The sequence below is a fragment of the Leifsonia sp. 1010 genome, assembly GCF_031455295.1.
In the GTDB taxonomy this organism is placed as follows: Bacteria; Actinomycetota; Actinomycetes; order Actinomycetales; family Microbacteriaceae; genus Leifsonia.
Genome location: NZ_JAVDSL010000001.1, coordinates 977,295 through 994,570, shown reverse-complemented (window position 1 = coordinate 994,570; position 17,276 = coordinate 977,295). Strand labels below are relative to the sequence as shown.

18 protein-coding genes and 2 tRNA genes are annotated in these 17,276 nt (G+C 65.6%); 6 read left to right on the top strand and 14 right to left on the bottom strand.

The genetic code is table 11. From position 1 onward, the window contains the following. Window positions 1-159: 159 nt before the first annotated feature. Both J2Y42_RS04810 and J2Y42_RS04805 read right to left on the bottom strand, forming a co-directional pair. Window positions 160-1,017 carry a rhomboid family intramembrane serine protease gene (locus J2Y42_RS04810; protein ID WP_309855512.1) on the bottom strand — a complete coding sequence of 286 codons (858 nt, stop codon included), beginning with the start codon at window positions 1,015-1,017 and terminating at the stop codon, window positions 160-162. A gap of 23 nt (window positions 1,018-1,040) precedes the next feature. Continuing rightward, a complete protein-coding gene (locus J2Y42_RS04805) occupies window positions 1,041-1,580 on the bottom strand; it encodes a peptidylprolyl isomerase (RefSeq protein ID WP_309855510.1) in 540 nt (179 codons plus the stop codon). Between the two features lie 121 nt (window positions 1,581-1,701). Between J2Y42_RS04805 and J2Y42_RS04800 the strand changes: the two genes are divergently transcribed. Together J2Y42_RS04800 and J2Y42_RS04795 are read left to right on the top strand one after the other, a co-directional pair. Beyond that, on the top strand, window positions 1,702-2,280 hold the full coding sequence (locus J2Y42_RS04800; protein WP_309855509.1) for a hypothetical protein: 579 nt from the start codon (window positions 1,702-1,704) through the stop codon (window positions 2,278-2,280). 78 nt (window positions 2,281-2,358) lie between these two features. After that, the gene (locus J2Y42_RS04795; protein WP_309855507.1) at window positions 2,359-2,562 is read left to right on the top strand and encodes a PspC domain-containing protein; all 204 of its coding nucleotides are present in this window, start codon (window positions 2,359-2,361) and stop codon (window positions 2,560-2,562) included. Here J2Y42_RS04795 and J2Y42_RS04790 read toward each other — a convergent pair. Continuing rightward, on the bottom strand, window positions 2,559-2,984 hold the full coding sequence (locus tag J2Y42_RS04790) for an NUDIX hydrolase (RefSeq protein ID WP_309855505.1): 426 nt from the start codon (window positions 2,982-2,984) through the stop codon (window positions 2,559-2,561). The two genes, J2Y42_RS04795 and J2Y42_RS04790, sit on opposite strands and share 4 nt — an antisense overlap. Window positions 2,985-3,032: 48 nt before the next feature. Between J2Y42_RS04790 and J2Y42_RS04785 the strand changes: the two genes are divergently transcribed. Together J2Y42_RS04785 and J2Y42_RS04780 are read left to right on the top strand one after the other, a co-directional pair. Further along, window positions 3,033-3,896: a DNA-formamidopyrimidine glycosylase family protein gene (locus J2Y42_RS04785; RefSeq protein ID WP_309855504.1), complete on the top strand. Its 864-nt coding sequence runs from the start codon at window positions 3,033-3,035 to the stop codon at window positions 3,894-3,896. Window positions 3,897-3,955: 59 nt separating this feature from the next. After that, window positions 3,956-4,663, top strand: coding sequence for a DUF3800 domain-containing protein (locus J2Y42_RS04780; protein ID WP_309855503.1), 708 nt, complete (start codon window positions 3,956-3,958; stop codon window positions 4,661-4,663). Window positions 4,664-4,732: 69 nt separating this feature from the next. On the opposite strand, the gene J2Y42_RS04775 is transcribed toward J2Y42_RS04780, so the two are convergent. After that, window positions 4,733-5,158, bottom strand: coding sequence for a rhodanese-like domain-containing protein (locus J2Y42_RS04775; RefSeq protein ID WP_309858025.1), 426 nt, complete (start codon window positions 5,156-5,158; stop codon window positions 4,733-4,735). A gap of 101 nt (window positions 5,159-5,259) precedes the next feature. Between J2Y42_RS04775 and J2Y42_RS04770 the strand changes: the two genes are divergently transcribed. Further along, complete coding sequence (locus tag J2Y42_RS04770; protein ID WP_309855502.1) at window positions 5,260-5,724, top strand: Lrp/AsnC family transcriptional regulator; 465 nt, start codon at window positions 5,260-5,262, stop codon at window positions 5,722-5,724. Between the two features lie 21 nt (window positions 5,725-5,745). Here the strand turns inward: J2Y42_RS04770 and J2Y42_RS04765 are convergent. From J2Y42_RS04765 to dnaA, 10 genes are all read right to left on the bottom strand, one after another. Then, window positions 5,746-5,818, bottom strand: a tRNA-Ala gene (locus tag J2Y42_RS04765). Between the two features lie 11 nt (window positions 5,819-5,829). Next, a tRNA-Ile gene (locus J2Y42_RS04760) sits at window positions 5,830-5,906 on the bottom strand. Window positions 5,907-5,956: 50 nt separating this feature from the next. Then, the gene (locus J2Y42_RS04755) at window positions 5,957-6,370 is read right to left on the bottom strand and encodes a DUF3566 domain-containing protein (protein WP_309855501.1); all 414 of its coding nucleotides are present in this window, start codon (window positions 6,368-6,370) and stop codon (window positions 5,957-5,959) included. Next, entirely contained in the window at window positions 6,360-8,912 is a 2,553-nt protein-coding gene (gyrA, locus tag J2Y42_RS04750) for a DNA gyrase subunit A (RefSeq protein ID WP_309855500.1), read from the bottom strand. Before gyrA ends, J2Y42_RS04755 begins: the two co-directional genes overlap by 11 nt. Before the next feature lie 47 nt (window positions 8,913-8,959). After that, window positions 8,960-10,960 (bottom strand): DNA topoisomerase (ATP-hydrolyzing) subunit B, encoded by a 2,001-nt coding sequence (gene gyrB / locus J2Y42_RS04745; RefSeq protein WP_309855499.1) that lies wholly within the window; start codon window positions 10,958-10,960, stop codon window positions 8,960-8,962. A gap of 123 nt (window positions 10,961-11,083) precedes the next feature. Then, window positions 11,084-11,593 carry a DciA family protein gene (locus J2Y42_RS04740; protein ID WP_309855497.1) on the bottom strand — a complete coding sequence of 170 codons (510 nt, stop codon included), beginning with the start codon at window positions 11,591-11,593 and terminating at the stop codon, window positions 11,084-11,086. Further along, window positions 11,586-12,752: a DNA replication/repair protein RecF gene (gene recF / locus J2Y42_RS04735; RefSeq protein ID WP_309855495.1), complete on the bottom strand. Its 1,167-nt coding sequence runs from the start codon at window positions 12,750-12,752 to the stop codon at window positions 11,586-11,588. Before recF ends, J2Y42_RS04740 begins: the two co-directional genes overlap by 8 nt. A 21-nt stretch (window positions 12,753-12,773) precedes the next feature. Next, window positions 12,774-13,661, bottom strand: a complete 888-nt coding sequence (gnd, locus tag J2Y42_RS04730) for a phosphogluconate dehydrogenase (NAD(+)-dependent, decarboxylating) (RefSeq protein ID WP_309855493.1) — start codon at window positions 13,659-13,661, stop codon at window positions 12,774-12,776. A 38-nt stretch (window positions 13,662-13,699) separates the two neighbouring features. Beyond that, window positions 13,700-14,845 (bottom strand): DNA polymerase III subunit beta, encoded by a 1,146-nt coding sequence (dnaN, locus tag J2Y42_RS04725; RefSeq protein WP_309855491.1) that lies wholly within the window; start codon window positions 14,843-14,845, stop codon window positions 13,700-13,702. A 413-nt stretch (window positions 14,846-15,258) separates the two neighbouring features. Then, complete coding sequence (gene dnaA / locus J2Y42_RS04720; protein ID WP_309855489.1) at window positions 15,259-16,689, bottom strand: chromosomal replication initiator protein DnaA; 1,431 nt, start codon at window positions 16,687-16,689, stop codon at window positions 15,259-15,261. Window positions 16,690-17,136: 447 nt separating this feature from the next. Here dnaA and rpmH point away from each other — a divergent pair, with 447 nt between their 5' ends. Next, the gene (gene rpmH, locus J2Y42_RS04715; RefSeq protein WP_018189031.1) at window positions 17,137-17,274 is read left to right on the top strand and encodes a 50S ribosomal protein L34; all 138 of its coding nucleotides are present in this window, start codon (window positions 17,137-17,139) and stop codon (window positions 17,272-17,274) included. Window positions 17,275-17,276 lie beyond the last annotated feature (2 nt).

The window sequence follows — 17,276 nt, the reverse complement described above, 5'->3', positions numbered from 1 at the left end:
TTCGTGTTTTCCACAGTTCTCCACAGGCCCCCTGTGAACAGTTGCCGCACGTTCGACGCTGATTTCCCCAGTGTTAATAAGCCTGTGGAGAGTTACAGGCGTGTAATTCCTCACAATGTTAATAAGCCTGTGGATAACTTATCCACGCCGTGTGGGGAACTACACGAAGAAGTGGATGACGCTCACGGCGACGAAGATGACGCACAGCAGAGCGAGGAGCGGCAGCTGCCAGCGTCGCCGCTGCGGCTGCCGGGTCTCCACATAGATGAGTCCGACAAGGACGCCGCCGATCAGTCCGCCGACGTGCGCCTGCCACGCGATGTTGAACCCCGGGAGGAATCCGATGCCGAGGTTGATCGCCAGCAGCACGAGCATCTGCGTCGCGCTCCCGCCCAGACGGCGCTGGATGATGAAGAACGCACCGAACAGACCGAAGATTGCGCCGGAGGCCCCGAGGACGGGTTGGACCGGCGAGGCCAGCAGCAGCACACCCAGCGATCCCGCGAACCCGCTGATCAGGAAGAGCGCGAGGTAACGCGCGCGACCGAGCAGGGGCTCGAGGGCCATCCCGAAGATGAACAGCGTGTACATGTTCAGGGCGATGTGGATGATGTTGGCGTGCGCGAACACGCTGGTGAACATCCGCCACGGCTCGAAGCCCACGCCGAACGTCCCGCTCGGATACGAGTACGCCCCGGCATAGACCAACGCCGAATTGACCGGGAGGCCGAGCAACGACCCCAGGGTCTGGACGATGAACACGAGCACGCAGACCGCGATGATCGCGTAGGTGACGACCGGAGCGCCGGAGCCGGTGAGCCGCGTCACCCACGCCGGCTTCGTCCGCGGGTGGGTAGCGCGCTGCTGCGCCATGCATTCCGGGCAGACGACCCCGACCGCGCCCGGGGTCTGGCATTCGCCGCAGATGGTCCGGCCGCACCGCTGGCAGAGCACGTAGCTCTCCCGATCGGGATGCCGGTAACAGTAGTTGGCGCGCGCGTCGACGGGCTGAGTCATGTGTCCTGCTCGCCCGTCCTTCCTCAGACCTGCTCGATGTCGATGGACTCGATCACGACGTCGTCCAGCGGCCGGTCGCGAGCGTCCGTCGGGACCTCGGCCAGCTTGTCGACGATCTTGCGGGACGCGTCGTCGGCGACCTCGCCGAAGATGGTGTGCTTGCCCTGCAGCCACGTCGTCGGCGCGACCGTGATGAAGAACTGAGAGCCGTTGGTGCCGCGGCCGCCCTGGATGCCGGCGTTCGCCATGGCCAGGATGTACGGCCGCGTGAAGTCGAGGTCGGGGCTGATCTCGTCGTCGAACTGGTAGCCCGGTCCGCCCACGCCCTGTCCGAGCGGGTCGCCGCCCTGGATCATGAAGCCCGGGATGATGCGGTGGAAGACGACGCCGTCGTAGAGAGGAGTCTTCGACTTCTCTCCGGTGGCGGGGTGCGTCCACTCGATCTCGCCCGTCGCCAGCCCGACGAAGTTCCGCACCGTCTTCGGCGCGTGGTTGCCGAAGAGGTTGACCTTGATGTCTCCGTAGTTAGTGTGGAGCGTGGCGACAGCGGTGTGCTTAGACATGGCACCAATTCTTGCACAGCGCGTATAGCTGACTTGGGCGGGCTCGAGACCTCTCGGGCCATCCCCAGCCCTTTCGGTGGCAAGATGGAGTCAGTCGCCACCCCGACCAACGGAGGAACAGATGAGCCTGACACGGAAGCGCAAGAAGGAGCTCAAGCGACTGCGCAGCGGAGCCGAGGACCTGTGGACCCAGCAGCAGGAGGTGCTGGCCACCGCCAACGCCCTCGCTGCCGAGGCGCGCAAGCAGGCGGCCTACTACACCCGTGAGGAGATCGCGCCGCGCGTCCGTGACGGCTACGACCAGTACGTGCGCCCCGCGGCTCAGACCGCGAAGGACACGGCGACCCACTATGCCGGCCAGGCGCGTCAGCGCGTGGTGACGGACGTCATCCCCGCTGTGGGCACGGCCGTCGGCACTGCGCTCTCCGTGGTCGACCACGCCCGCGCCGCTCGTGCGGCCGCCTTCGCCGGCGACTTCAAGAAGGCGGGCAAGGAGCTCTCGAAGAAGCCGAAGGCTCCCGCGAAGAAGTCCGGCCCCGGCGCCGGTGGTGTGATCGCGATCGGTCTCGGGATCGTTGCCGCCGTCGGCCTCCTGTATGCGGTGTGGCAGACCTTCCGCGCCGACGACGAGCTGTGGGTCGCCGACGAGGAGCCCACGACCCCGACGACCACCGCGGGCGCCGACACGACGCAGCAGTAAGGTCCGACCGCTCGACCAGGGTCTGTTCGGGGGTTACCCCGATGGTGCGGCGTGCGCGCCGCTGCGAGTCTGGGACGCATGAGCACTTTGATGCGTCCCCGTGATGGCCGTGTGATCGCCGGCGTGTGCGCCGGCTTGGCGAACCGCTTCGGCCTCCGGCCGTGGACCGTCCGCGTCCTGTTCCTGCTGTCGTGCCTGCTGCCGGGTCCGCAGTTCATCGCCTACCTGGTGATGTGGATCGTCATCCCGAACCAGCAGGGACGCGGCCCCGCGACGGTCTAGCGGCCGCCGGCCAGTCCGGCCATCTCGAGCGCCGTGTCCACCAACTCGACGCGGCGGCTCGGGATGCGGTCCAGGGGGAACCACGCCGCCTCGTCGGTCGTGCCATCGAGTTCGTTGGTGAGCGACCCGCCGACGACCCGCGCGCGGTAGACGATCCGCAGGGCGTGCATCGGCCCGGCGTCCGGTGCGAAGCGGTGCTCGGCCGGGATCACCTTGGAGTCGATCCCCAGCAGGTCGCCGGCCTCAGCGACATAGCCGGTCTCCTCCGCGATCTCACGGACCACCGCATCCACCGGGTCCTCGCCCGGGTCGATACCGCCGCCCGGCAGGGTCCAGCCCGACCGGCCGCCTTCGTTCCAGTGGGCGAGCAGGATGCGGTCGCCGTCGACAATGACGCCATAGGCAGCCACTCTGATATCCATCGCACCAACGTACTGCCATTGTCGGTGGACGAGGGCAGACTAGGGGTGATGCCCGAACTGCCGGAAGTCACCGCCCTCGCCGCCGACCTCGATGGCCGGCTGAAGCAGCGTGTCATCGACCGGTTGAGCATCGTCGCCTTCTCCGCACTGAAGACCTTCGACCCGCCGGCCGACGCTCTGCACGGCTTGACGATCGCCGGCGTGAGCCGCCATGGCAAGTTCCTCGACATCGCCGCGGGCGAGCTCCACGTCGTCGTGCATCTCGCACGAGCGGGCTGGATCCGCTGGCGCGACTCGCCTCCGCCACCGCCCAACGGCCGCCTGGGCAAGGGCCCCCTCGCGGCGCGTCTCGTCCTCGACGACGGTTCCGGCCTCGACATCACCGAGGCCGGAACGAAGAAGAGCCTCGCCATCTACGTCGTTCGCGATCCCGCGGAGGTTCCCGGCATCCAGCGCCTCGGCCCGGACCCGCTCGACCCGTCGTTCACCGAAGAGGCGTTCGCCGGCATCCTCGCCGGGCAGGGTCGCGCACAGATCAAGGGCGTGCTCCGCAACCAGTCGCTCATCGCAGGGATCGGGAACGCCTACTCCGACGAGATCCTCCACGTCGCCAAGATGTCACCGTACAAGCCGGCCAACATGGCGCACGACGACGTCGCCCGCCTGTACGAAGCGATGCGGACCACGCTGCGGGAGGCTCTCGCTCGGGCGGACGGTCTGGCCGCCTCTGAGTTGAAGAGCGAGAAGAAGTCGAACCTGCGCGTGCACGGACGCACCGGCCAGCCGTGCCCTGTGTGCGGCGACACCATCCGGCAGGTCATCTTCCACGACTCCACCTTCCAGTACTGCCCGACGTGCCAGACCGGCGGCAAGCCCCTCGCCGATCGCGTGCTCTCCCGGCTGCTGAAGTAGCCGCCGATTGCGGACAACCGGCCGAGCGCCACCCTGGGAGACGGCTAAAGTCGCCCAGCATGCGCCTGGTCTACCTCGACGAATCCGCCCGCGACGACCGCTTCTACTTCTTCGGTGCGCTGATCGCCGATGCGGCGGCCGTACGGCACATCGAAGAGAGCATCGACGAGCTCGGCCGCCTCATCGCGACCAATGTGCGCGCGTTCGACCCTCACACCGAGTTCCATGCTGTCGAGATGTTCCAGGGCAAAGGCAGGTGGGAGGGCGTCCCCGTCAGTTGGCGTATCAAAGCGTGCGATGTCGTGGCCAAGATCTTGGCCGCCTCGACTGCACGGTTCGTCTTCAGAGGCGTGGATCTGGTCGCTCAGCGGTCGCGATATGCACGGCCCTTTCCCGCGCATCTCCTTGCGCTCGCCCACACCCTGGAAGATGTGCACATGCGGTTGGGTGGCATGGACGAGGATGGTCTCGGGCTGGTCCTTGCCGACGAGCACCATTCAGCCGGGAACGCCAGAAGGAGCCTGCGCAGCTTCAAGCTGCAGGCGGTCCCCGGATACACCACACGAACACTGGAATGCATTGCCGACACCCTCTACTTCGGGCCCTCCGGCGACAGTCGGATGCTGCAGGCCGCTGACATCGCTACGTACTTCCTGAATCGGCATCGCACGATCGAGGAGCGTGATCCACGATCTGCGCGGGTGATCGACAAGATCGTCAGGAACATTCGCTCTGTGACGATAAGCGAGTACATCTGGCGTCCGTGAAAGACACAACGCCCCGCGCGAGCGGGGCGTTGGCTGTTGCGGGAGGCTTTCGCGTCCTGCCCTACCAGCTTAGCAGGCGCAGCCGATCCCGCGCGGCGCGGTGAGGGGGTCGACCGACGCAGTCATGCGGCGGCCCGACTCGTCCTCGGTCGGGAGACCCTCTCGCACCCAGTACTCGTAGCCGCCGATCATCTCCCGCACCTCGTAGCCCAGACGGCTGAAAGCGAGGGCTGCTCGGGTGGAGCCGTTGCATCCCGGACCCCAGCAGTAGACGACGACGGGCGTGTCCAGCGGAATCGACCCGGGCGCCCGCTCTTCGATTTCCGCGGTCGGGAGGTGGACGGCTCCCGCCACGCGTCCGTGATTCCATGCGGCGGCGGCCCGGCTGTCGATGAGGACGAAGCGCTCACCACGCTCGAACGCGGCGTGCACATCGGACGGATCGGTCTCAAAGCGGAGCTTCGCGGAGAAGTGCTCGATGGCGTCTTCGGTCATTGTCTTCATGCCACGAGACTAGGAAAACGCGGCAGCCGGTTGAAGGGCCGATCCACGGCGTTCGGCCGCCGCGGCCGTCGATCTCGTGGCAGAATCGCGCCATGACCGTCACTTCAGCGTTCGCCGTCGACAGCACCGACCGGAGCATCCTGGCGGAGCTGCAGCGCGACGGCCGGCAGTCGATCGCCGAGCTGGCCCGCACCGTCCACATGTCGAACAGTGCGGTGGCCGAACGCGTGCGGCGGTTGGAGGAGGCCGGTGTGATCACCGGCTATCGGGCGGTGATCGATCCCGAGCGGCTGGGCTTCGGGATCCTCGCGTATCTGCGGCTGCGCTACCCCAGCAGTCAGTACAAGCCGCTCCACGACCTGCTCGCCGAGATCCCCGAAGTGATCGAAGCGCACCATGTCACCGGAGACGACTGCTTCATCCTCAAAGTGGTCGCAACCTCCATGCGCCACCTGGAGCAGATCAGCGGTCGCGTCGGAACACTGGGGAGCGTGACCACGAGCGTTTCGTACTCGAGCCCGTTCCCGACGCGGACGATCGTCCCGCCGCAGTCGTGAACCGCGACAGACCCGTAAGGGTGGAGCCTAGGAGATTCGAACTCCTGACATCCTGCTTGCAAAGCAGGCGCTCTACCAACTGAGCTAAGGCCCCGTATGAGGTGATGGTGGGGATACGAGGACTTGAACCTCGGACCTCTTCGTTATCAGCGAAGCGCTCTAACCGCCTGAGCTATATCCCCGAATGGGCAGATACGAGACTACCCGATCTGCCCGAGCATTGCGAAATCGGTCAGTTGTTGGTGAAACCGACCAGGAGACCGCCGGTGATCTTCACCGAGAGGTTGTACAGCAGCGCGAACACGGCGCCCAGGGCGGTCACCACGACGATGTCGAGGATGGCCACGATGAGCGAGAAGCCCATCACCTGACCGAGCCCGAGGACCGAGCGGAGGTCGCTGCCGCCGGCGCCCGAGATGTCCTTGAACAGGCTGTTCACCTGGTCGAAGATGCCGGTGCGGTCGAGCACGGTCCAGATCAGGAACGTACCGACGATGGCGATGATCGCGAGGCAGATCCCGGCGAGGAACGACAGCTTCACGGTCGACCAGAAGTCGATGTACACCAGCTTCAGCCGCACCTGCTTCGCGGATGCGGGTCGACGGGACGACTTCTTGGCCAACTTCTCGGCGACGCTACTGCTCATCTACGGTTTCATCCTTCCCGACGGCCTCGGTATCCTCCGCGGGAAGGGAGGATTCGAGATCACGTTCGGTGTTCTTCGCCAGAGCGATGATCTTGTCGGACTCGGCGAAACGTGCAAAGACGACACCCATGGTGTCGCGGCCCTTGGCTGGTACCTCGGCCACGGCAGAGCGTACCACCTTGCCGCTGGCAAGAACCACAAGGACCTCGTCGTCCTCGCCGACGATCAGCGCACCCACCAGGTCGCCCCGGTCGTCGTTGAGTTTGGCCACCTTGATGCCCAGACCACCGCGGTTCTGCAGGCGGTACTGGTCCGCAGCGGTGCGCTTCGCATACCCGCCCTCGGTGACGACGAACACGTAGCCCTCGTCGGATACCACCGAAGCGTCCAGCAACCGGTCGTCGCCGCGGAAGTGCATACCGATGACACCGGAGGTCGACCGTCCCATCGGACGGAGGGCCTCGTCGGACGCCGTGAACCGGATGGACATGCCCTTGCGCGAGACGAGGAGCAGGTCGGAGTCCTCTTCGACCAGCAGCGCGGAGACGAGCTCGTCGTCCTCACGCAGCTTGATCGCGATGATCCCGCCCGTACGGTTGGTGTCGTACTCCTCGAGCGCCGTCTTCTTGATCAGGCCGTCGCGCGTGGCGAGCACGAGGTACTTGGCCGCCTGGTAGTCGCGGATGTCGAGGATCTCGGCGATCTCCTCATCCGGCTGCATGGCGAGCAGGTTGGCGACGTGCTGACCCTTGGCGTCGCGCCCGGCCTCCTGCACCTCGTAGGCCTTGGCGCGGTACACGCGTCCCTTGTTCGTGAAGAAGAGGAGCCAGTGGTGCGTCGTCGTCACGAAGAAGTGGTCGACGACATCCTCGCCGCGCAGCTGCGCGCCCTTGACGCCCTTCCCGCCGCGGTGCTGGCTGCGGTAGTTGTCGCTGCGCGTCCGCTTGATGTAGCCGCCGCGGGTGACGGTGACCACCATCTCCTCTTCGGGGATCAGGTCTTCGACGCTCATGTCGCCGTCGTAGCCGAACATGATCTCGGTGCGTCGGTCGTCGCCGAAGCGGTCGACGATCTCGGTGAGCTCCTCGCTGACGATCGAGCGCTGGCGCATCGGGTCGTCGAGGATGGCGTGGAATTCGGCGATCTGCTTCTCGATCGCATCGGCCTCGTCCACGATCTTCTGCCGCTCGAGGGCGGCCAGGCGGCGGAGCTGCATCGCGAGGATCGCATCCGCCTGCACGTCGTCGACGTCGAGAAGCGTCTTCAGCCCATCGCGTGCGTCGTCGACCGTCGGCGAGCGGCGGATGAGCGCGATGACCTCGTCGAGCGCATCCAGCGCCTTGAGGTAGCCGCGCAGGATGTGGGCGCGCTCCTCCGCCTTGCGCAGACGGAAGCGCGTGCGCCGGACGATGACCTCGATCTGGTGATCCACCCACGCGGTGATGAATCCGTCGAGCGCCAGGGTGCGCGGCACGTTGTCGACGATCGCGAGCATGTTCGCGCCGAAGTTCTCCTGCAGCTGCGTGTGCTTGTACAGGTTGTTCAGCACGACCTTGGCGACCGCGTCGCGCTTCAGCACGATCACGAGGCGCTGGCCCGTGCGGCCGGAGGTCTCGTCGCGGATGTCGGCGATACCGCCGATCCGACCCTCTTTGACGAGGTCCGCGATCTTGATCGCCAGGTTGTCCGGGTTGACCTGGTACGGCAGCTCGGTGACGACGAGGCAGACCCGGCCCTGGATCTCCTCGATCGTGACGACGGCGCGCATCGTGATCGAGCCGCGACCGGTGCGGTAGGCGTCGTGGATGCCCTTGACGCCGAGGATCTGCGCGCCGGTCGGGAAGTCCGGTCCCTTGATCCGCTTGATGAGCTCCTCGAGCAGCTCCTCGCGGGAGGCTTCGGGATGCTGCAGGTGCCACAGAGCACCATCGGCCACCTCGCGCAGGTTGTGCGGCGGGATGTTGGTGGCCATGCCGACCGCGATGCCGACGGAGCCGTTGACGAGCAGGTTCGGGAACCGGCTGGGGAGGACCGCGGGCTCCTGGGTGCGTCCGTCGTAGTTGTCCTGGAAGTCGACGGTCTCCTCGTCGATGTCCCGCACCATCTCGAGCGCGAGCGGGGCCATCTTCGTCTCGGTGTACCGCGGGGCCGCGGCGCCGTCGTTGCCCGGCGAGCCGAAGTTGCCCTGGCCGAGGGCCAGCGGGTACCGCAGGCTCCACGGCTGGACGAGGCGGACCAGCGCGTCGTAAATCGCCGAGTCGCCGTGCGGGTGGAACTGTCCCATCACGTCGCCGACGACGCGCGCGCACTTGGAGAACGCCTTGTCCGGGCGGTAGCCGCCGTCGAACATCGCGTAGATCACGCGGCGGTGCACCGGCTTCAGGCCGTCGCGCACCTCGGGCAGTGCGCGCCCGATGATGACCGACATGGCGTAGTCGAGGTACGACCGCTGCATCTCCGACTGCAGGTCGACCTGGTCGATCCTGCCGTGGATGCCGAAGCCGGCCCCGCTTTCGCCCGACACGTTCTCTTCGTCCGTCACAGTCTTCTCTCCCTCGCGATCCCTCGTCGTTCATCCATGCCGGAGCATCAGATGTCGAGGAACCGCACGTCCTTGGCGTTCTTCTGGATGAACGAGCGGCGCGACTCGACGTCCTCGCCCATCAGCGTGGCGAAGATCTCGTCCGCGGCGGCCGCGTCGTCGAGCGTGACCTGGAGCAGCGTCCGCGTCTCCGGGTTCATCGTGGTCTCCCACAGCTCCTGGTAGTCCATCTCACCGAGACCCTTGTAGCGCTGCACGCCGTTGTCCTTCGGGATGCGCTTGCCAGCCGCGAGCCCCTCGGCCAGGAACGCGTCGCGCTCGCGGTCGGAGTACACGTACTCGTGCTCGGCGTTGGACCACTTGAGCCGGTAGAGCGGCGGCTGCGCCAGGTAGACGTAGCCGAGCTCGATCATCGGGCGCATATAGCGGAACAGCAGCGTGAGGAGCAGCGTGGTGATGTGCTGGCCGTCCACGTCGGCGTCGGCCATGAGCACGATCTTGTGGTACCGCGCCTTCTCCGGGTCGAAGTCCTCACCGATGCCGGCGCCGAATGCCGTGATCATCGCCTGCACCTCGTTGTTGCCGAGGGCGCGATCGAGCCGCGCCTTCTCGACGTTGAGGATCTTGCCGCGCAACGGCAGGATCGCCTGCGTCTCCGGGTTGCGGCCCTGCACGGCGGAGCCGCCGGCCGAGTCACCCTCGACGATGAAAATCTCCGAGATCGTCGGGTCCTTCGACTGGCAGTCCTTGAGCTTGCCCGGCATCCCGCCGCTCTCCAGCAGGCCCTTGCGGCGCGCGGTCTCGCGGGCCTTGCGGGCGGCGAGGCGCGCGGTCGCGGCCTGGAGCGCCTTGCGGATGATGTCCTTCGCCTGGTTCGGGTTGCGGTCGAACCAGTCGCCGAGCTGATCGCCGACGACCTTCTGCACGAAGGCCTTGGCCTCGGTGTTGCCGAGCTTCGTCTTGGTCTGGCCCTCGAACTGCGGCTCGGAGAGCTTCACGGAGATGACAGCGGTCAGACCCTCGCGCACGTCGTCGCCCGAGAGGTTGTCATCCCTTTCCTTGAGGATGCCCTTCTCGCGCGCATACCGGTTGACCAGCGTGGTCAGCGCGGCGCGGAAGCCCTCTTCGTGCGTGCCGCCCTCGTGCGTGTTGATCGTGTTCGCGTAGGTGAACACGCTCTCGTTGTAGCTGGTCGTCCACTGCATGGCGACCTCGAGAGCGATCTTGCGGTCGGTGTCCTCCGACTCGAACGAGATGATCTCGTCGTGGACGACCTCCACCTTCTTCGCGGAGTTCAGGTACTGCACGTAGTCCATCAGGCCGCGCTCGTAGAGGAAGACCTCGTGACGCGGAGTGTGCTCCTCGTCGACCTCGCCCTCGACGTGCTCGATCTCGGGCGCGCGCTCGTCGGTGATCGCGATGCGCAGGCCCTTGTTCAGGAAGGCCATCTGCTGGAACCGCGTGCGCAGCGTCTCGTAGTCGAACACGATCGTCTCGAACGTCTCGGCACTCGGCCAGAACGTGATGATCGTCCCGGTGCGGTCCGACGCCTCGCCCTTCTCGAGCGGAGCCTGCGGAACACCGTTGCGGTAGCTCTGCCTCCATACGTGACCCTGGCGGTGCACCTCGACGTCGAGGCGGCTGGACAGGGCGTTCACAACAGAGCTGCCGACACCATGGAGTCCGCCCGACACCGCGTACCCGCCACCGCCGAACTTTCCGCCGGCGTGCAGGATGGTGAGGACGACCTCCACCGTGGACTTCTTCTCGACCGGGTGCTCATCCACCGGGATACCACGACCGTTGTCGTCGACCCGCACGGCGCCATCGGGGAGGATCGTCACCTCGATGTTGTCGGCATGACCGGCGAGGGCCTCGTCAACGGAATTGTCGACGATCTCGTAGACCAGGTGGTGAAGACCGCGGGGACCGGTGGAACCGATGTACATCCCGGGTCGTTTGCGGACGGCTTCGAGACCCTCGAGGACCTGGATCTCATTAGCGCCGTATTCGTGTTCCGTCCCGGCCGCGTTCGGTTCCATCGTCATATGAAATTAGGCTCCTGACCGCACTCAACAGTGACGTTCCATTCTACCAAGAGACGGGGGCCGAAATCCCCGAAAACGGCCGTCTGAGGCTTTTTCCGCACTGTGGCGACCTCTTTTGCGCTCTCAGCCGTAAGTATCGCGCGGGCCACGCCCTGGAATCGACCTGGGGCCTCTTTTCCAGGAGGGGGCGTCCGGCCCTTGAAAACGGATCGACTCGATGCCCGCCTCGGGGAATCGCTCCGCGATGCGCGCGAGAAGCTCCGATCGCATCATCCGCAGCTGCGTCGCCCATGCCGTCGACTCGCACCGGACCACGAGGACGCCGTCTGCGATCTGGTCCGGTTCGGCGTGCTTCGCGGTCTCCTCCCCCGCCAGTTCACGCCATCCTTCGAGCAGGTCGGACTTTGCGAGGGCGGAGGTCCAGCCGAGCTGCGCCGCGAGCGCGTCGACGACGTCACCGACACCGCGCGGGTCGCGCCCCGACCCGAAGGGCTGGCTGCCGGTCGTGCTCTCCTCGCGACGCGGGCCGCGGCGGCTTCGGGAGGTCGTGCCGGTGAACAGCGCCTTCAGCCGCAGATAGACGGCGGACGCCTCGCTCTCGCTCGGCGTGTTGCGGGTTGCGCGATCAGGCATCGGGCGTCTCCACGATGCTGCCCGCTTCGATGCGGACCGTGTGCGCAGTGAGCTCGTCCGGCACGTCGTCGTAAACGGCCGCGGTGATCAGCACCTGCTCGTAACCGGCCACGGCGGTTGCGAGCATCCGCCGCCGAGCCTGGTCGAGTTCGGCGAAGACGTCGTCGAGGATGAGCACAGGGTCGCCGGTCGTCGACTCCTGGCGGAGCAGTTCCGCCGAGGCCAGCTTGAGTGCCAGGGCGAACGACCACGATTCACCGTGGCTGGCGTATCCCTTCGCGGGAAGAGCATTCAGCTCGAACAGCACATCATCGCGGTGCGGTCCGACCAGCGTGAGACCGCGATCGAGCTCCTTGCGGCGCACGGCCGCGAGCGCCCGCCGGAACGCCTCCGGGGTCGCGACACCGGGTGAGCCCGTTACATCCTCTTCCGTCGCGCCATCCTCCTCGTCGACGTGCGCACCGTAGACGGTGAGCTGCGGGAGCAGTCGCGGATGATGGTCGTCGCCGGCGACCGAGCGGTAGGCCGCGACGAGGGGATCGCTCAAGCGCCCGACCAGGTCGAGACGCGCATCCATCAGCTCGGAACCGAGCTGGACGAGCCGATCGTCCCAGATCTCGAGAGTGCCTAGCTGATCCTCCCGCACACGGGAGGCGCGCGCCGACTTGAGCAGCGTGTTCCGTTGCTTCAGCACGCGCTCGTAGTCGGCGATGACGGCCGAGAACCGCGGGTTCCGCTGGATCAGCAGCTGATCAAGGAAGCGTCGGCGGATGCCCGGCTCGCCCCGGACCAGAGCGAGGTCCTCCGGTGCGAAGAGAACGCTCGAGAAATACCGCGGCAATTCACGCGGCTTGATCGCGGCCCGATTCACCTGGGCGCGGTTCGGTGAGCTGCGGTTCAGCTGCACCTCGACGAGGATCTCCCGGCCCTCGTGCTGGATGCGCGCCCGGACGATCGCCGCGTCGGCATCCTTGCGGATCATCGCCTGATCGCTCGACACCCGATGCGACCCGAGGGTGCTCAGGTAGCCGAGCGATTCGACGAGATTCGTCTTTCCCTGGCCGTTGCGGCCGACGAAGAGGTTCGCGCCGGCCGCGAACGGCACCTCCGCAGTGCGGTAATTGCGGAAGTCGGTCAGGGAGAGATGAGTGACACGCACAGAGTTTTCAGTTCACGCGTCTCAGTCGACGGCCTTGACGGCGTGGCCGCCGAACTGGTTGCGCAGGGCGGCGACCGCCTTCATGGCCGGCGAGTCCTCCTGGCGCGAGACGAAGCGCGCGAAAATCGAGGCGCTGATCGTCGGAACGGGGACGGCGTTGTTGAGCGCCTCCTCGACGGTCCAGCGACCCTCGCCCGAATCCTGCACGTAGCCCTCGATGTGCTCGAACTCCGGGTCCTGCTCCAGGGCGCGGACGAGCAGGTCGAGCAGCCACGACCGCACGACCGTTCCGCGCTGCCAGGCCTTGAAGGTGCCCGTGACGTCCTTGATGATGTCCTTGCGGGTGTCGAGGAGCTCGTATCCCTCGGCATATGCCTGCATCAGCGCGTACTCGATGCCGTTGTGCACCATCTTCGCGTAGTGACCCGCACCGACCTCGCCGACGTGGACGAATCCCTCGTCGCGCGGACCCTCGGGACGCAGCGCGTCGAAGACGGGCATCACGCGCTCGACCTGCTCGGCCGAACCGCCGACCATCAGGCCGTAACCGTTCTCCAGGCCCCAGATTCCGCCGGAGACACCGACGTCCATGAAGTCGACACCGCGCGGCGCGAGGAGCTCGGAGTGCTTGAAGTCCTCCGTGAACTTGGAGTTTCCGCCGTCGATGACGAGGTCACCCTTCTCGAGCAGCGGCTCGAGCTCGCGGATCACCGAGTCGGTGATCTGGCCGGCGGGCACCATGACCCAGACGGTGCGCGGAGCGGGGAGCGCCGCGACGAGGTCGGCCACGGTCGCGACGTCGGAGACCTCGGGGTTCGTGTCGTAGCCGGTGACGTCGATGCCGTTCTTCTCGAGACGAGCACGCATGTTGTTGCCCATGCGTCCGAGACCGATGAGGCCGATGTGCATGATTGTCCTTCTCTTCTTTGCTTCAGCGGCGCCGGGATCTAGCGCAGGAGCAGGTTGGGCTGGAGCAGATACTTGTAAGAGTCCGCTCCTGCCTGATCCTTGGACGTCTGGCTCGTGATGAGCACAGGGCCCGGCTTGTTGGGGTTCTCGGTCTTGGTGAACGAGATGCGCACGAATTCCGAGTGCACCGCACCGAGACCATCGAGCAGGAACTGCGGCTTCAATGAAACCACCGTCTCCTGGCCAGTGAGAAGAGCGTCGATGCTCTCGGATGCCTGCGCCTGTTCGGATCCGATCGCTTCCAGCGTCAGCCCGTCGGCGGTGAAGGTGTAGCGGAGCGCGGCCTCGCGCTCGAGGACGAGAGCGACTCGGCGGGTCGCCTCGATGAGCTCGGCGGTGTTCATCACCGCGTAGTTGTCTACCTGCTCGGGGAACAGCCGGCGGACCGGGGGGAAGTTGCCCTTGATCAGGAGCGACGTGACGGTCTTCCTGTCCGCGGTGAACGCGATCAGCTCCCGGTCCTCGCGGTTCGTGATGGAGATGGAGACGTTCCCGCTGTGCCCGAAGGTCTTGCCGATCTCGGTGAGCGTCCGTGCCGGAACGAGCGCGGTGACGGGCTCACCCGAGGTGGTGCCGTTGTCCCAGTCGATCTCGCGAACGGCGACACGGTACCGGTCGGTGGCGACGAGTCCCAGCGTGTTGTCGCCGACCTCGAGCTGCACGCCGGTGATCACGGGGGTCACATCGTCGCGCGAAGCGGCGACGCCCACCTGCGCCACAGCTTCGGCGAATTCCTCCGCGGGCACCAGACCGGCATCGCCGCCCACCTGCGGGATGCTCGGGTATTCCTCGACCGGCATGGACAGCAGGGTGAAGTTCGCCGATCCGGCACGAACGACGATCTTCGACTCCTCGGTCGAGAACTGCACCGGTGCGTTCGGAAGCTTCGAGGCGATCTCAGCGAGGAGGCGGCCGGAGACCAGGACGCGTCCGGGCTCTTCGACCTCTGCGGCGATCTGGGTCTGGGCCGACACCTCGTAGTCGAAGGATGACAGCTGAAGCCCGTCGTCCGTCGTCTCGATGAGGACACCGCTCAGGATGGGCAGGGTCGTCCGCTGCGGCAGGAGCTTCACCGCGAAGGAGACAGCCTCGCTGAACACATCCCGATTGGCTTGGAACTTCACGAAGTCACCTCTGTCGGCTTGACGGTCACGGACGTCACAAATCCTAGCGCCTGCCTTGTGACGCTGAAGCGGCGCTCCCCCGACCCCTTGAGGTTGTCGTCCGCCCTCATTGAAAAGAGTTAAGGAGTAATCGTGTTAACCGCTGTGGAAAATGTGGATAACTCTGTTGAAGCCGCGCGACGACTGGGAACTACACGTCGGTGACTTGTTGATGACCTGAGGATTCCGGGTGTTCACAACGATCCGCAGGGATGCGACCGAGCGACGCCTTTTCACAGCATCCGGATCGCAGTCCCCATTAAACGTGTGGTTCTCCGGAAGCTCTCCACAAGTTATCCACAAGTGTTAATAACGCTTTGTCCCCACTCTGGGGATGGATATGTGGATAAGTTCTGCGCTAGAGGGGCGCGTCGCTACTTGCCGTAGCGGTGATTCTGCTTGATCCGGCTCGTGAGCTCGGTGACCTGGTTGTAGATCGAGCGACGCTCCTTCATGAGCTCACTGATCTTCTTGTTGGCGTACATGACGGTGGTGTGGTCGCGGCCGCCGAACAACTGGCCGATCTTGGGCAGAGAGAGGTTCGTGAGCTCGCGGCACAGATACATGGCGATCTGTCGGGCCGTGGCGACCGCCTGCGAACGGCTGGAGCCGTAGAGGTCATCGACGCTGAGCTTGAAGTACTCGGCCGTGTTGGTGATGATGTCCGTCGGCGCGATGACGTTGTCGTCGTCCAGCGTGATGAGGTCCTTCAGCACGGTCTGCACCAGCGGCATGTCGACGGGCGTGCGGTTCAGGCTCGCGAAGGCGGTCACACGGATGAGCGTGCCCTCGAGCTCCCGGATGTTGCTCGACACCTTCGACGCCATGAACTCCAGGATGTCGTCCGGTACCTGGATCTTCTCGCTCTGCGCCTTCTTGCGGAGGATCGCGATGCGGGTCTCGAGGTCGGGCACCTGGACGTCGGTGATCAGACCCCACTCGAAGCGCGACCGCATACGGTCCTCGAAGCCGGTGAGGTGCTTCGGCGGGAGGTCGGAGGTGATGACCACCTGCTTGTTGTGGTCGTGGAGCGTGTTGAAGGTGTGGAAGAACGCCTCCTGCGTCTCGACCGCCCTCTGGAGGAACTGGATGTCGTCGATCAGCAGGATGTCGATGTTGCGGTAGCGCGCCTGGAACGACGAGCCGCGGTTGTTCGCGATCGAGTTGATGAAGTCGTTCGTGAACTCCTCCGACGAGACGTAGCGAACCCGGATCCCCGGGTAGAGGCTCATCGCGTAGTGACCGATCGCGTGGAGAAGGTGCGTCTTGCCGAGTCCGGAATCGCCGTAGATGAAGAGCGGGTTGTACGCCTTGGCCGGCGCCTCGGCGACCGCCACCGCGGCCGCGTGAGCGAAGCGGTTGGACTGGCCGATAACGAAGTTGTCGAAGCTGTACTTGGCATTGAGCCGGGTGTCGCCGCCGCGCGGCGGTGCGGTGATCTCAGTGGGGGTCGAGATGACCGGTGCAGCTTGCTCGACATAAGAAGGCGCGGAGTCGGTCTCGGGCGCCGAACCGGCCATGGTGTCCTGCTGGATCTCCGGGTTCACCACGATTGCAAAGGTGTTGACCTGCAGCTCATCGTCGAGCGAGCCGATCGCGTGGAGGAGCGGGACCCGGCTGCGCTGCTCGATCATTCCGCGGGTGAACTCGTTGGGCACCTCCAGATAGAAGGTGCCGGCCATGATGCCCTTGGGCTCGACCAGGCTGAGGAACCCGTACAGCTGCGGGGTGATCCGGTCGTCCGTCTCGAGTTTCCCGAGCACGTCCTGCCATGCCGCAGCTATGGACTCTTCGCCGCCTGCCATCGTTCCCCGTCTTCGTCTGTGTTGCGGATGCCGTCAGCCCGACGAGGGGACGAGTCGACCCCCGGTGACTCTCGTCGGGTTGGCGGCTTCGGATGCCGCCGGTGGGTATTCACAGAGTTATCCACCGCTGTGTGAGCAATACCGTAGCGATCTCCGGCCAGAATTGGCATGGCCTGGGGATAACTTTCGACCTCACGGTAACTTGTCCACAGAAGAGCGATCAAATCCGATCGGCGGCATACGTCGGCGCGTCGGCCATCGCTTCCCTGCTAATACCGTGCATAATCAGTGGATTTGACTCGATCGGTTTGACCTCGTCCCACCCCAGGCCGTAGTTTTAATCAGTTGACTTGCGGCCGTTGCGGCTGCCCTGTAACTTTCCTGGCCTCCCCGTGCTGGCTCTTTCTCTCAGCACAGGCCTGTGAAGAGACCACCACGGAGATAGATATGAGCAAGAGAACCTTCCAGCCGAACAACCGCAAGCGTGCGAAGACCCACGGTTTCCGTCTGCGCATGCGCACCCGCGCGGGTCGCGCCATCCTCTCCGCTCGCCGCCGCAAGGGCCGCGAGAAGCTTTCGGCGTAACC